General features: G+C 35.5%; 12 protein-coding genes. 4 read left to right on the plus strand and 8 right to left on the minus strand.

Annotated elements, in window-relative coordinates; genetic code table 11:
- Positions 1 to 3: 3 nt before the first annotated feature.
- From dxs to xseB, 3 genes are all read right to left on the minus strand, one after another.
- Positions 4 to 1,860: a 1-deoxy-D-xylulose-5-phosphate synthase gene (gene dxs / locus NYR30_RS05245; RefSeq protein ID WP_066112893.1), complete on the minus strand. Its 1,857-nt coding sequence runs from the start codon at positions 1,858 to 1,860 to the stop codon at positions 4 to 6.
- A gap of 33 nt (positions 1,861 to 1,893) precedes the next feature.
- Positions 1,894 to 2,781: a (2E,6E)-farnesyl diphosphate synthase gene (gene ispA, locus NYR30_RS05250; RefSeq protein WP_066112892.1), complete on the minus strand. Its 888-nt coding sequence runs from the start codon at positions 2,779 to 2,781 to the stop codon at positions 1,894 to 1,896.
- Between the two features lie 66 nt (positions 2,782 to 2,847).
- A complete protein-coding gene (xseB, locus tag NYR30_RS05255; protein WP_066110238.1) occupies positions 2,848 to 3,111 on the minus strand; it encodes an exodeoxyribonuclease VII small subunit in 264 nt (87 codons plus the stop codon).
- Positions 3,112 to 3,246: 135 nt separating this feature from the next.
- On the opposite strand from xseB, the gene thiI reads away from it, so the two are divergent.
- Both thiI and NYR30_RS05265 read left to right on the plus strand, forming a co-directional pair.
- Positions 3,247 to 4,695, plus strand: coding sequence for a tRNA uracil 4-sulfurtransferase ThiI (gene thiI / locus NYR30_RS05260; RefSeq protein ID WP_302502218.1), 1,449 nt, complete (start codon positions 3,247 to 3,249; stop codon positions 4,693 to 4,695).
- Between the two features lie 167 nt (positions 4,696 to 4,862).
- Positions 4,863 to 5,516, plus strand: a complete 654-nt coding sequence (locus NYR30_RS05265) for an IS1595 family transposase (protein ID WP_115241497.1) — start codon at positions 4,863 to 4,865, stop codon at positions 5,514 to 5,516.
- 82 nt (positions 5,517 to 5,598) lie between these two features.
- Here the strand turns inward: NYR30_RS05265 and asnS are convergent, their stop codons facing one another.
- Positions 5,599 to 7,002, minus strand: coding sequence for an asparagine--tRNA ligase (gene asnS / locus NYR30_RS05270; protein WP_066113137.1), 1,404 nt, complete (start codon positions 7,000 to 7,002; stop codon positions 5,599 to 5,601).
- A gap of 261 nt (positions 7,003 to 7,263) precedes the next feature.
- Here asnS and NYR30_RS05275 point away from each other — a divergent pair, with 261 nt between their 5' ends.
- Positions 7,264 to 8,472 (plus strand): ROK family protein, encoded by a 1,209-nt coding sequence (locus tag NYR30_RS05275; protein ID WP_082987467.1) that lies wholly within the window; start codon positions 7,264 to 7,266, stop codon positions 8,470 to 8,472.
- A 295-nt stretch (positions 8,473 to 8,767) separates the two neighbouring features.
- Here the strand turns inward: NYR30_RS05275 and NYR30_RS05280 are convergent, their stop codons facing one another.
- Positions 8,768 to 9,814 (minus strand): Gfo/Idh/MocA family oxidoreductase, encoded by a 1,047-nt coding sequence (locus NYR30_RS05280; RefSeq protein WP_066422197.1) that lies wholly within the window; start codon positions 9,812 to 9,814, stop codon positions 8,768 to 8,770.
- Between the two features lie 27 nt (positions 9,815 to 9,841).
- Positions 9,842 to 11,230 carry an MATE family efflux transporter gene (locus NYR30_RS05285; RefSeq protein WP_066422198.1) on the minus strand — a complete coding sequence of 463 codons (1,389 nt, stop codon included), beginning with the start codon at positions 11,228 to 11,230 and terminating at the stop codon, positions 9,842 to 9,844.
- Between the two features lie 73 nt (positions 11,231 to 11,303).
- Between NYR30_RS05285 and NYR30_RS05290 the strand changes: the two genes are divergently transcribed.
- Positions 11,304 to 11,915: a riboflavin synthase gene (locus NYR30_RS05290; RefSeq protein ID WP_066113129.1), complete on the plus strand. Its 612-nt coding sequence runs from the start codon at positions 11,304 to 11,306 to the stop codon at positions 11,913 to 11,915.
- Between the two features lie 75 nt (positions 11,916 to 11,990).
- On the opposite strand, the gene purR is transcribed toward NYR30_RS05290, so the two are convergent.
- Both purR and trpA read right to left on the minus strand, forming a co-directional pair.
- Positions 11,991 to 12,998: an HTH-type transcriptional repressor PurR gene (purR, locus tag NYR30_RS05295; RefSeq protein WP_066113127.1), complete on the minus strand. Its 1,008-nt coding sequence runs from the start codon at positions 12,996 to 12,998 to the stop codon at positions 11,991 to 11,993.
- A 194-nt stretch (positions 12,999 to 13,192) separates the two neighbouring features.
- Positions 13,193 to 13,999 (minus strand): tryptophan synthase subunit alpha, encoded by an 807-nt coding sequence (gene trpA, locus NYR30_RS05300; RefSeq protein ID WP_066113125.1) that lies wholly within the window; start codon positions 13,997 to 13,999, stop codon positions 13,193 to 13,195.
- Position 14,000 lies beyond the last annotated feature (1 nt).

The raw sequence follows: 14,000 nt of genomic DNA on the forward strand, positions 1-14,000 counted from the left end.
TAATTAGTTGCTCAATTTTTCTTGAATTCTTATTTCAATGCCTTCAGCATCTAATTGTAACAATTGATGAATCTCTTGTTGTGTGCCTTGAGGAATAAAATAATCAGGCAAGCCTAATTGCAATATTGATGGAATAGTTGTATCAAAACCAGCTAACGCTTCTAAAACTGCTGAACCAGCGCCACCTTGAATTGCATTCTCTTCTAATGTAACCAACAATTGATATTGATCTTTAATTTGTCGTAAACATTCTAGATCGAGTGGTTTGACAAAGCGCATATCAATTACAGTGTAATTGTGCTTTTCTGCTACTTTCAACGCTTCCGGTAATAAAGTACCAAAATTTAAAATTGCCACTTTCTCGCCTTCACGAACAAATTTAGCTTTCCCGATCGGTAGAAGATTTAACGGTTGTAATTCTGCACCCATACCAGTTCCTCTTGGATAACGTACAGCAGCAGGTTTTCCACATTGATAACCAGTGTAGAGCATTTGTCGGCATTCATTTTCATCACTTGGCGTCATTACAATTAAATTAGGGATACAGCGTAGATAACTAAGATCAAAAGCACCCTGGTGGGTTTGCCCATCTGCACCAACGACACCTGCACGATCTATTGCAAATAACACTGGTAAGTTCTGAATGGCAACATCGTGAATAACCTGATCATAGGCACGTTGTAAGAAGGTTGAATAGATTGCTACTACAGGTTTATAACCGCCAATTGCTAACCCAGCAGCAAAAGTTACCGAATGTTGTTCAGCGATCGCAACATCAAAATATTGTTCTGGGAAACGTTGTGAAAATTCAACCATACCCGAACCTTCACGCATAGCTGGGGTGATACCAATTAATTTTGGATCTTGAGCCGCCATTTCACAAAGCCATTTTCCGAAGATTTCTGAATAGGTTGGTAGCGTAGTTTTACTTTTTGGCAATTCACCACTTAATGGATTAAATTTAGGCACACCATGAAAACCAATAGGATCACGTTCAGCCGGTTCGTATCCTTTACCTTTTTTAGTGATGACATGTAAAAATTGCGGGCCTTTTAAGGTACTCATATTTTTTAGAGTAGAAATTAATTCTTCTACATTATGACCATCAATTGGACCAATATAGTTAAAGCCTAATTCTTCAAAAAGCGTACCGCCTGGTGAAATAAAACCTTTAACATGTTCTTCTGTTTTTTGTACAAATTCCTTGATTGGTGGTAAACCTGAAAGAATCTTCTTACCACCTTCACGTAGAGAAGAGTAAAAGGAACCAGAAAGCAGACGAGCCAAGTGGTTATTCAATGCACCAACATTTTCTGAAATTGACATATCGTTATCATTCAAAATAACTAACATATCTGTATGTAGTGCACCGGCATGATTCATCGCTTCAAAGACCATACCAGCTGTCATTGCGCCATCACCAATTACACAAATGGTTTTTCTACCAGCATTTTCACGTTGCGCTGCAACAGCGATTCCCAAGCCAGCACTAATCGAAGTTGAGGAGTGACCCACACTTAACACATCAAAAGGACTTTCTTCACGCCAAGGGAACGGATGAATACCACCTTTTTGACGAATGGTATGCATTTGATCACGTCGCCCGGTTAAAATTTTATGCGGATAAGCTTGATGTCCAACATCCCAAATTAATTGATCAAACGGCGTATTAAAAACATAATGTAATGCAACAGTTAATTCTACTGTGCCTAGACCTGAAGCCAGATGCCCACTACTTTGACTAACACTTTCTAAAAGATATTTACGTAATTGATCGCAGAGTTCTGGTAATTGCTCTTTCGCTAACAAACGTAAATCATCTGGAGAATTGATCTGTGATAAAAGTGAATAATTTGACATAGTATTTCGTAAAATCCGTTAAAAAATAAATAGTTAGTTCCGCCGTTGAATAATAAATTCTGCTAATGCACTTAATGCGGTAGTGTCAAAAGCTAGTTGTTCTAGCACAGATTGTGCCGTCAGATATAAATCTTGTGCCTTTTGTTTGGCTTGTTCTAATCCTAATAATTGTGGATAAGTACTTTTGTGCGATTTTAGATCAGAACCTGCATTTTTACCTAGTTCTTCATTATTAGAAGTGATATCTAAAATATCGTCTTGTACTTGAAATGCTAGGCCAATGGCTTGAGAAAATAATCTTAATTTTTGCTCCAACGCTTTATCTGTATGGTAATCAGAAGCATAAAAACCCAATAAGACCGATGCAGTAATTAACGCACCTGTTTTGTGATTATGAATTCTTTCTAATTCTGTTAGGGTTAATTGTTTATTTTCAGAAATTAAGTCCAAACTTTGCCCTAAACACATTCCTTGCGCACCAGAAGCTTTGGCGAGTAATGATAATTGCTGGATTTTTTGTGCGTCGGTTAGCGGAGATTGTGACAATAATTCAAAGGCATAACTTTGCAGAGCATCACCAGCTAAAATTGCTGTTGCTTCATCAAAAGCAATATGGCAGGTTGGTTGATTACGTCGTAATGTATCATTATCCATTGCAGGTAAATCATCATGAATAAGAGAATAACAATGAATACATTCGATAGCACCAGCAAGATGATCAAGCTTCTCAAGAGGAACACCTAACATTCTACCTGTTGCATACACGAGAAAGGGACGAATACGTTTCCCGCCAAGCAATAAGCTATAACGCATTGCATCTGCCAGTGGAGCAGGAGCACTATTCAAGGAGTTTAATTGTTGGCGTAAAAATTCATTATTACGTTGCTGTAAAGCAACTAGATCTGCTGAAAATTGATACATTGTTTATCCTAATAAGGCTTTTTCACTATTATAAATATTATTTTGCTTAGCTCAAATCGGAGCTGCTTAAAAAGGAGAATCCTCATCAGTTTGTTCAAGATTAGCAGAATAATCACTCAATGAGGCAGTAGTATTTTTTTCTAAAAGAATTTGAACACGTTGTTCAGCGTTAGTTAAACGTTCTTGCGCTTGCTTAGCTAAATTTACCCCTAGCTCAAATTGCGCTAAAGCATCTTCTAAATTTAAATCTCCCTGCTCAAGGCGATTTACCACTGCTTCAAGTTCGGTGAGTGCATTTTCAAAACTTACTGGTTGTTCTTTTTTTTTCATAATAAAAATTTGTCTGTTTTCAATGGGCTATATTGTACCTAATTTGACAGAAGTTTAGTTGGATTTTTTACGCAGATGTTATTTTTCGTGTAGAATACGCACTTAATTTTTTCTGAGTGTATTTGAAACAAGAATATGAAATTTATTATTAAATTATTTCCAGAAATCATGATTAAAAGTGATTCTGTGCGTAAACGTTTTATTAAAATTTTAACTGGGAACATTCGCAATGTTTTAAACAAATATGATGATCAAGTAGCAGTGGTTAAACACTGGGATTACATTGAAGTTAGAACAAAAAATGCAGAAAAAAATGAACTGCTAATTGAATTATTACAACGTATTCCAGGTATCCATCATTTTTTACAAGTAGAAGAGAAGCCTTTCACCACTTTACAAGATATTTTCCAAATTGTTTATGCTGATATTGGTAATCAATTGGAGAATAAAACTTTTTGTGTTCGAGTAAAACGTAAGGGCAGTCATCAATTTACTTCACTAGATGCAGAACGTTATATAGGCGGTGGTTTAAATCAGCACATTACTACAGCGAAAGTGAAATTAACGGATCCCGATGTGGTAGTGCGTATTGAAATTGAACATGATCATGTGATGTTAGTTAAAGCACGTTTTGAAGGGATTGGCGGATATCCAATTGGTACACAAGAGGATGTTTTATCACTGATTTCTGGTGGTTTTGATTCTGGCGTATCTAGTTATATGTTGTTACGTCGTGGTTGTCGTGTACATTATTGTTTCTTTAATTTAGGCGGTGCTGCACATGAAATCGGCGTAAAACAGATGGCATATCATATTTGGCAACGCTATGGTAGTTCACATCGTGTGCGTTTTGTGGCTGTGAATTTTGAAAAGATTGTTGCAGAAATTTTGGAAAAAATTGATAACGGACAGATGGGTGTTGTGCTTAAACGTATGATGGTTCGTGCAGCGAGTAAAGTAGCAGAGCGTTTTCAAATTCAAGCCATTGTGACTGGTGAAGCTCTTGGGCAAGTATCTAGTCAAACATTAACTAATTTGCGTTTAATTGATGAAGCAGCAGAATGTTTGGTGTTGCGTCCATTAATTTCACATGATAAAGAACAAATTATTGCAATGGCCAAACAAATTGGCACTGATGATATTGCGAAATCAATGCCAGAGTTTTGTGGCGTAATTTCTAAAAATCCAACAGTAAAAGCAATAAAATCGAAAATTGAAGCTGAAGAACTTAATTTTGATTTTTCATTATTAGAAGATGCTGTATGGAATGCAGAATATTTAGATATTCGTCAAATTGTAGAACAAACAGAACGAGAAGTACCGCAAGTGGAAATGGTATCGGTATTGCAAGATGATGATGTAATTATTGATATTCGTAGTCCAGAAGAAAATGATGAGTCACCATTAGAGATAGCTGATTGTACGATCTTACATATTCCTTTCTATAAACTTTCTAGCCAATTTCCAGAGTTAGATCAAAGTAAAAATTATCTATTATTTTGTGAACGAGGTATGATGAGCCGTTTGCAAGCTCTGTATCTAAAAGACCAAGGATTTAATAATATCCGAGTATTTAGGAAATAGTCATTAAATCTTACAACTGTAAAATGCATCAATTTTTTATTAGAAAGTTGGTGCATTTTTGTTTTTATAGCTGTTTTTTATTGTGACTGTGTCACGAAAAAAATTCGGCATTATTCATTAAATATTAAGGGGCTGAAGTAGATTAGCACTTATGCTAAGCTACAAAAATGAAGATAACCAATTGTAAACTAAAGAAATCTATACAAAGAAAACTGCTTGAATTTTTTGTATTAGAAGTAACAGCACGATCAGCAGCAGATTTGCTTGGCATTCAAGCCAATACTGCCATCTTGTTTTATCGAAAAATTCGTCTCGTTATCAGCCATCATTTAGCACTACAAGCACATGAACTTTTCGATGGCGAAGTAGAGTTAGATGAAAGCTATTTTGGTGGTGTGCGAAAAGGGAAAAGAGGTCGGGGTGCAGCTGGTAAAATGGTGGTGTTTGGCATGCTTAAACGCCATGGAAAAGTTTACACAGTAACTGTACAAAACACTAAGACTGATACCTTACTTACTGTTATTAAAAAGAAAATACAACCAGATAGCATTGTTTATACAGATTGTTATCATAGCTATGATGTGCTAGATGTTAGTGAGTTTACGCATTATAGAATTAACCACAGTACTCATTTTGCTGAGCGGCGAAATCACATTAATGGGATAGAGAATTTTTGGAATCAAGCAAAGCGTGTGCTAAGAAAGTATAATGGAATTGATCGAAAATCTTTCCCTCTTTTTTTGAAAGAATGTGAGTTTCGTTTCAATTATGGGACACCATCTCAACAGCTCAAAATCCTGCGGAAATGGTGTCAGATTTAACGCTAATCTACTTCAGCCCCAAAAAAAATAAGCCAAATGGCATAACTCATTTGGCTTATTCATAATAACAATTTGTTCTAAGTTAGAATGCGGCGTTTCGTGGTGAACGAGGGAATGGAATTACGTCACGAATGTTTTGTACTCCAGTCACATACACGATTAAACGTTCAAAGCCAAGACCAAATCCAGAGTGTGGTACAGTTCCATAACGGCGTAAATCACGATACCACCAATAATCTTCTTTCTTAAGTCCCATTTCTTCCATACGTTTATCAAGCATATCTAAACGCTCTTCACGTTGTGAACCACCAATAATTTCACCAATTCCCGGTGCAAGAACATCCATTGCGGCAACGGTTTTACCATCATCATTTAAACGCATATAGAATGCTTTAATATCTTTTGGATAGTTTTTCACAACAACTGGTGATTTAAAGTGTTCTTCTGCCAAATAACGTTCATGTTCAGAAGAGAGATCAACACCCCATTCTACTGGGAATTCAAAAGTTTTACCTGATTGTTGCAAAATTTCGATCGCATCAGTGTAATCAACTTGTGCGAAATCTGAATTAATGAAATCTTGCAAACGAGTAATAACACTACTATCGATATGTTTAGCAAAGAACTCCATATCGTCCATACGTTCTGCTAATACTGCCTTAAACACATATTTCAACATATCTTCTGCTAATTTTGCATTATCTGCTAAAGTCGCAAAAGCTACTTCAGGTTCAACCATCCAGAATTCAGCAAGGTGACGAGTAGTGTTTGAATTTTCCGCGCGGAATGTTGGGCCAAAAGTATAAACTTTACTTAATGCACAAGCATAGGTTTCACCATTTAATTGTCCTGATACAGTGAGGAATGCTTCTTTCCCAAAGAAGTCTTGGCTGAAATCAATTTCACCTTGTTCAGTTTTTGGCAAATTGGTGAGATCTAAGGTAGAAACTCGGAACATTTCACCTGCACCTTCAGTATCTGATGCCGTAATGAGCGGAGTAGCTACCCAATAGAAACCTTGTTCATTAAAGAAACGGTGAATCGCTTGTGCTAAACAGTGACGTACACGCGCAACTGCGCCAATTAAATTGGTACGTGGACGTAAGTGAGCCACTTCACGTAAATATTCAATCGAATGGCGTTTTGCTGCCATAGGATAAGTATCAGGATCTTCAACCCAACCACAAACTTCCACTTTTTCCGCTAATAATTCAACAGATTGGCCTGCTGCCGGTGATTCCACCACTTTACCAGTCACAATCACAGCGCAGCCTGCGGTTAAACGTAAAATTTCTGATTGATAATTTTCAATAGTTTGTTCGATAACAATTTGAATTGGAGAGAAGCATGAACCATCATAAACGGATAGGAAAGAAACTCCTGCCTTTGAGTCACGTCTAGTACGTACCCAGCCACGAACAACTGTGGACGCACCGATCGCTACGTCACCTTTTAGGATTTCGGCAACTGATTTAACTTGTGTCATAGAAACCTCAATGAATTATTGTTTTTTGTTAGATGCGTCATTCTACAATACTTTGCTACATCGATAAACTTACAAAGTAGAAACGAATAGACTTTATCAATAAATTTTTAAAATTAAAATTTATTTTAAAAAATAAATTGTGAGATTTTTCTCAAATTTGATCCAAACCACTTGAGAGAAAGGCAAAAAATTCGTATAACAACATAAATTTATGATCTTATGGAGTCGGGCAGTTTTAATGTCGCTGTTAATGTGAGTATTATGACAAAGCAGTTAATGAATTCACCACAAAAATTACAACATTTAGGTACAATTTATCGTTTAATTGAACAATTTGATTTAATTTCACGAATTGATTTATCAAAAATTTCAGGATTAGCGCCAGCCAGCATAACTAATTTCACCCGAGATTTGATTGATTTAAAATTAGTGATAGAACGTACTACACAAACGCCAATTGTTAGGGGGCGTCCGGCTGTTGGTTTGGCTGTTTCACCTTTTCATTGGCAGTCGTTATGTGTGGTATTAAGTGAAAGAGAAATGACCATTTTTCTTTGTGAGCTTAATGGTCAGACGGTTAAATCGAAAGTCTATCCTATTTTACCTAAACAACATCCACAACTAGCTAACTTACTAATTGATAATATTCGAGCCTTTCAAGAAGAATTTCAGCATAAAATCATTCAAATTTTTGCACTTTCTGTGGCAATTGAAGGGCAGTTAAACCGTCAACAAACAGGTATAGAACGTTTAGGTCAGTCTGTACTAAATATTGAATTACAAGAAACACTTAGCTCAGCCTTTAATTTACCAATTATTTTGTCAGAATATTTTGCTGCATGGGTTTTTGCTGAATCGAGTTTAGGTGCAGCGATTAGTAGCGAGAATGTCATCTTTCTACAAGTTGATGATGTCATCAATATGAGTGTATCTATCAAAGGAAAAATGATTCAAGGCAGTAAACAACAAAGAATGAATATTGATCGTGTCTGTTTACCAATGTTGAATCCATTAACTGAAATTATTAGTCAAGATCTATTACCTGAAGATGCACAACAATTACAACATCATGTCACTTATTCTGCTATTTACAAATTAGTCAATCATTTACTACCAAACGAATTGGAAGATAATGATCAAAAAATTCAGTATCTCTGTGAATTAGCGAATGAAGGCAATCAACAAGCAATTGCCATTTTACATTATGTTGCTGATGGTATTTCTTATGTGTTGATGAATCTCGTTAATATTTTTTCATCAGATAAAATTATGATCAATTCAAGTTATCTTGGAGCTAATACGATTTTTGTTGAGCACTTAAAACAAAAATTAAATGAAAACTTGTTACTTGATCAACATCAAGTCGATATTATCACTGGCCACTACGCACAGAACAATGCAGTGGTTGCCAGCGCAATGGTGAAAAAATATTTATATAACGGTGATCTAATAGGTTCATTGTTAAAATAAATATAAATTATAGATCACACAAATTGCCTCGCATTGTCGAGGTAATTTTTTATCTATTTAACTTAAAAAACTTGGGAAGAAGAAATTCATTAATAATAGAAAAGAAAAACCCCTGTTCCACGAGGAAACAGGGGGAGGTTTCAATGAATAAAATAAAAAAAACATTTGCTTACGCATTTGCAGTCACTAGCGATTACTAAGACTCACGAAAAAATAAAAAGTTCAAAAAAAACTGAAAAATTTTTAAAAAATTTTAAATATTTTATTTTTATGATAAAAATCAATTAGTTATAAATTATTTAAGAACGATTTTTTGTCCAGTTTCTGCACTTTGATACACTTTTTCAATTAAAGCTAAAACTTCAGCTGCCTGAAATGCAGTAACTTTTAATGGCTCATTTTCAGTAAGTGCAGCATAAATGTTGTCATAATAAGCTTGATAATTACCAGACACCGTTTCTAATTGAGTCCGAATATGCACACCACTAACTTCTGTATTTAACATTCCCCATTTTTCTTGTGGTTCTTTATTCCAATCTCCTTTTGGTTCCATACCAGACAAGAGTAGTACTTCTTGATTATCCAATTCATATTTTACATAAGAACCCAGCGTACCATGCATTGCAATAACCGGCCCTTTTTCGCGCACATATTTACTTGCTGACATAATGACTTTTTTATCGGCATAGTAGAAATTAATTTGGAAATTGTCCTCGTTTAGCGAACCTTGATTCTGACAACGTAAATCTGCATAAAGTGCTTGTGGTAAACCGAATAAATGAACCACTTGATCAATCAGATGCACTCCCAAGTCATATACCAATCCTACACCTCGTTCGCCCGTTTCTTTCCATGCTTTGCTATTTTTAGTTGGTGAATAACGATCATAATGCACTTCATAATCCACAATATCACCAAGCAATTTGCTCTCTAAAATCTGTTTTACCGTTAATACACCATTATCCCAACGACGGTTTTGGTAAACAGATAATTTAACTTGATGTTTTTCTGCCAACTCAGCTAACTCTTGTGCCTCTTGTGCAGTAACACTTAATGGTTTTTCTACAATCACATGCTTACCAGCTAGAATGGCTTGTTTAGTTAAACTGTAATGTGTCAAATTAGGGGTGGTAATAATTACTAAATCAACATCGTCTGTTAATAATTCAGTAAATTGACGTACTGTTTGAATATGTGGATATTTCGCAGCGGCTTTATTACTGCTACGTTCAAAAATTTTAACCACATTAAAACGTGAATCACGCACTAAAAAAGGTAAATGAAAAACATTTGCTGACATACCAAAGCCAGCAATACCAACACGAATAACTTGTTGTTGCATTAATTAATTCTCCTAATCAATTTAATACTATTTAATCTTATCTAATTTCATTAATAGAAGATCATCTGGTAATTTCTGAATATGACGTAAACGTAGGAATAACAAGCAAGCCGCTGTCGTCAAACAAACTACAAAGCCAATCCAAAATCCTTTTGCTGTCATTGGTGCAGTAATCCAATCCGTTAAACCTAAAACGTAACCAACCGGCATACCGATCATCCAATAGCTAAATAATGAAATCCATAACACTGATTTTGTATCTTTATAACCGCGCAATGCGCCGCCAATAATTGACTGAATCGTATCTGAAAATTGATAAATTGCAGCGAAAATCAGTAAGCTGGAAGCCATAATAATTACCTCGGCATCACTAACAAAAATATGCGCAATCTTTTCGCGAAACGTTAAGGTAATTGATGCAGTAAATAACGTTATAAATAAACCTAGTCCTAATGCACAAAAAGTAACTTGTCTAGCTTTTGCCGGTTTACCTGCTCCCAAATTTTGTCCAACCAAAATAGTCGTCGCCATGGCAATAGACATTGGTAACATATAAATGAAAGAACTGGTATTTAAAGCAATTTGATGACTAGCAATAATTTCCGCACCAAACGGTGAAATCAATAACGAAATAATGCAGAACAACAGTACTTCACAACAAATAGATACCGCAATTGGGAAACCAAGACGGACTAGTTTACTCAAGGTTTTATAGTTCGGTTTTTCTATCACCCATTCAAAGACTTTTAAATCTTGTTGATTTGGTGCTTTATAACAGTAGAGCACCATTAAGATAAAACCCACCCAATTTAAAATCATGGTTGCAATACCACAGCCGATAGCACCAAATGCGGGAACCCCTAACGCACCATAAATAAAAATATAGTTTAATGGAATATTTAATAACAAACAGGTAAAGGCAATTACCATTGCCGGTTTAGTCTTAGCAATACCATCATTTAAACAACGAAAAGTAATCATCAATAAATAGGGTAATGCACCAAATGCCATTACTTTGAGATATCCAGTGGTAATATCTGCCAGTTCGGCATCCATTTGCATATAGTCAATAATAAAACGACTATTATAAATAATCAGTGCAATAGGAATACTAATAGTAACTGCAATCCAAGAACCTTGACGTACTTGATGTGCAATTAAATTACGTTTACCAGATCCATTTAAATAAGAAATGGTCGGTGGTAATGAGAGTAATAAACCTTGTCCGAATAACAATAATGGAAACCAAATCGACGCACCAACAGAAATTGCTGCCATATCTTTTGCGCTCACACGTCCAGCCATTATCGTATCTGTTAATCCCATCGAATTTTGTGCCACTTGAGCAATTAAAATAGGTGTGGCTAGTTTGATCAGTTCTATAATTTGTGTTTTATATCTTTGCCAATTTGTCATAGAATGTCCGACATTTGTGATTTATAGTTAGTTGCCTTTTCTAAAATACAGAGTTTGATTAAGGAAAAAAATTATGTTTACAGGAATTATTCAAGGAAAAGCGAAAATCCAAGAAATTAAAGCGAAAGATAATTTTAGAACACACATTATAAAAATGCCACAGGATTTATTGGATGGTTTAACGTTAGGCGCATCAGTAGCTCATAATGGTGTCTGCTTAACTGTTACCGCGATTAATCACGATCTTATTAGTTTTGATTTGATGCAAGAAACCTTAAAAGTTACTAATTTAGGGGATTTACAGGTCGGTGATGAAATCAATATAGAACGTGCAATGAAAATTGGTGACGAAGTCGGTGGTCATCTATTATCTGGCCATGTTTATTGTACTGCTACTGTTGCGGATATTATTCGTTCTGAGAACAATTGCCAAATTTGGTTTAAATTACCCAATACAGAAATAATGAAATATATCTTAACCAAAGGTTATGTTGCAGTAGATGGTATTAGTTTGACTATTGGTGCAGTAAAAGATCAGTCTTTTTGTGTCAATCTAATTCCTGAAACGTTACAACGTACCACTATTGGCCAAAAACAATTGAACGATAAAGTAAATATTGAGCTTGATTCACAAACACAGGCAGTAGTGGATACCGTAGAACGTTATTTAAGTCAGCAAAAATAATACAGATCAACCATAAAAAAGAAGGCAAAGTAATTAACGACTTTGCCTTTTAATACTTGAATCACTTAGAAAAAGTTATTTCAGACGTTTTACCGATTTACGCACAATCAACTCTGGATGCATTTCAATTCTAGCTGTTTCTTTATTTTTATCAGCCATTCTTTCAATTAATAAATCCATTGCCATAATGCCTAAGCGCATTTTCGATTGATGAACCGTCGTTAATGGTGGCGCATAGAAGCGAGAAGCGTGAATATCATCATAGCCAATGATGGAAATATCATTTGGTACTGACAATCCTTTTTCGCCAATTGCAGAAATTGCACCTAACGCCATCACATCATTACAGCAAAATACGGCTGTTGGTAACTCTTTTTGCGCTAAAATCTTATTCATACACTCAAAACCATCTTCTGGTTCAAAATGTCCTTCCAACACCCAGTTTGGATTAATAGCTAATCCAGCTTCTTGCATCGCTTTCACATAGCCTTCATAACGCGTCTTGGCTGTAGTTTTTGCTAAATCACCAGCAATAATACCGATTTTTTTATGGCCATAATCGATCAAGTGCTTTGTTGCTAAATAACCGCCTTCGAAGCTATTATCTTGGATAACATCCATTTTAGAGTTGTTTTTTGGCCCCCAATCCATTACTACAATCGGCAGCATAGTAAAATTAGCAAATAAATCGATTGAATCTTGTATATATTCAGAACACATTACCAAAATACCATCCACACGTTTTTTGACCAACATATCTAAATGGTTACTGATTTTTTGGAAATTATTCTGTGTATTACATAGAAAAAGAGAATAGCCTTGTTGATAACAATATTCTTCAACAGCATGAACTATTTCAGCAAAATAAGGGGTCTCGCTTGTAGTAATAATCATACCGATCGATTTAGTTGTATTGACTTTCAAACTACGTGCCACAGCACTTGGAGAATAATTAAGTTGTTGAATTGCTTCCCAAACTAATTTGGTTGTATCTTCCGCTACAAAACGAGTTTTATTAATCACATGAGAAACAGTAGTAGTGGATACTCCAGCTAATTTTGCGACATCTTTAATTGTTGCCATTCAGCACCTCCAAAAAAATTTGCGCTATTATAAAGACAATTCGGAAAATTGTGAGCTTTTTTATCTATTTTGTGGGAAAGTTCACAAATTTTCAGGCAAAACAACGTTAAATCAGGTATTTGTTATTTAGTATCAGTTTGCAAACTGCACAAAAAAAGCTGCCAAATATCGGCAGCTTTTTATCTATTGTTAAATTATAACGTTGCTTGCTTCATATTTCGCACAAACTCAGCCAATTCCACTAAACATTGAGAGTGATTATCTAAGTTTCGCTCAATAATCTTAACTACTGCGGAACCAGAAATTGCCCCAGCTGTGCCTGATTGTAATGCTTCTTTTACTTGACTTGGTTGAGCAATACCAAAGCCTTGTAAAATTGGTGGGGCATTATGCGCTTTTAAACCTCTAATCAGATCAATTAAGTTACTAGCATGCGCCTGATTTTCCGCACTAGTAACCCCTGCGCGAGATACCAGATAAGTGTATCCCTGACTATTTTTAGCAACACCAGCAATGGTCTTTTCATTTGCATTTGGTGGGCAAATAAAGACAGGTTGAATACCATATTTAGCAGCACTTTGCACATATTCATCAGCAGCTAATAACGGAATATCGGCAACCAACACTGCATCAACTCCAACTTGTTGGCAGCGTTGATAAAAACGATCCAATGTTTGTGCATAGATAAGATTTGCACATAACAATAAACTAATCGGTATTTCTGGGTATTTTTGACGAATTTTAGCTAATAAAGTAAAACAAGCCTCCGTACTAAAACCCGCAGATAAAGCACGATTATTGGCTGCTTGAATCACTGGGCCATCAAGTAAAGGATCAGAAAAAGGGAAGCCTAATTCTAACGCATCTGCACCATTGTCCACCAAAGTACAAATAATCTCGAATGAGCGGTCTAATGTTGGATCACATAACGTAACAAAAGGAACGAATGCACCTTGATTTTGTTGTTGTAATTTAGCAAAAAGCTGATCAAAACGGCTCATA

Source organism: Gallibacterium salpingitidis (genome assembly GCF_030517105.1).
Classification (GTDB): domain Bacteria; phylum Pseudomonadota; class Gammaproteobacteria; order Enterobacterales; family Pasteurellaceae; genus Gallibacterium; species Gallibacterium salpingitidis.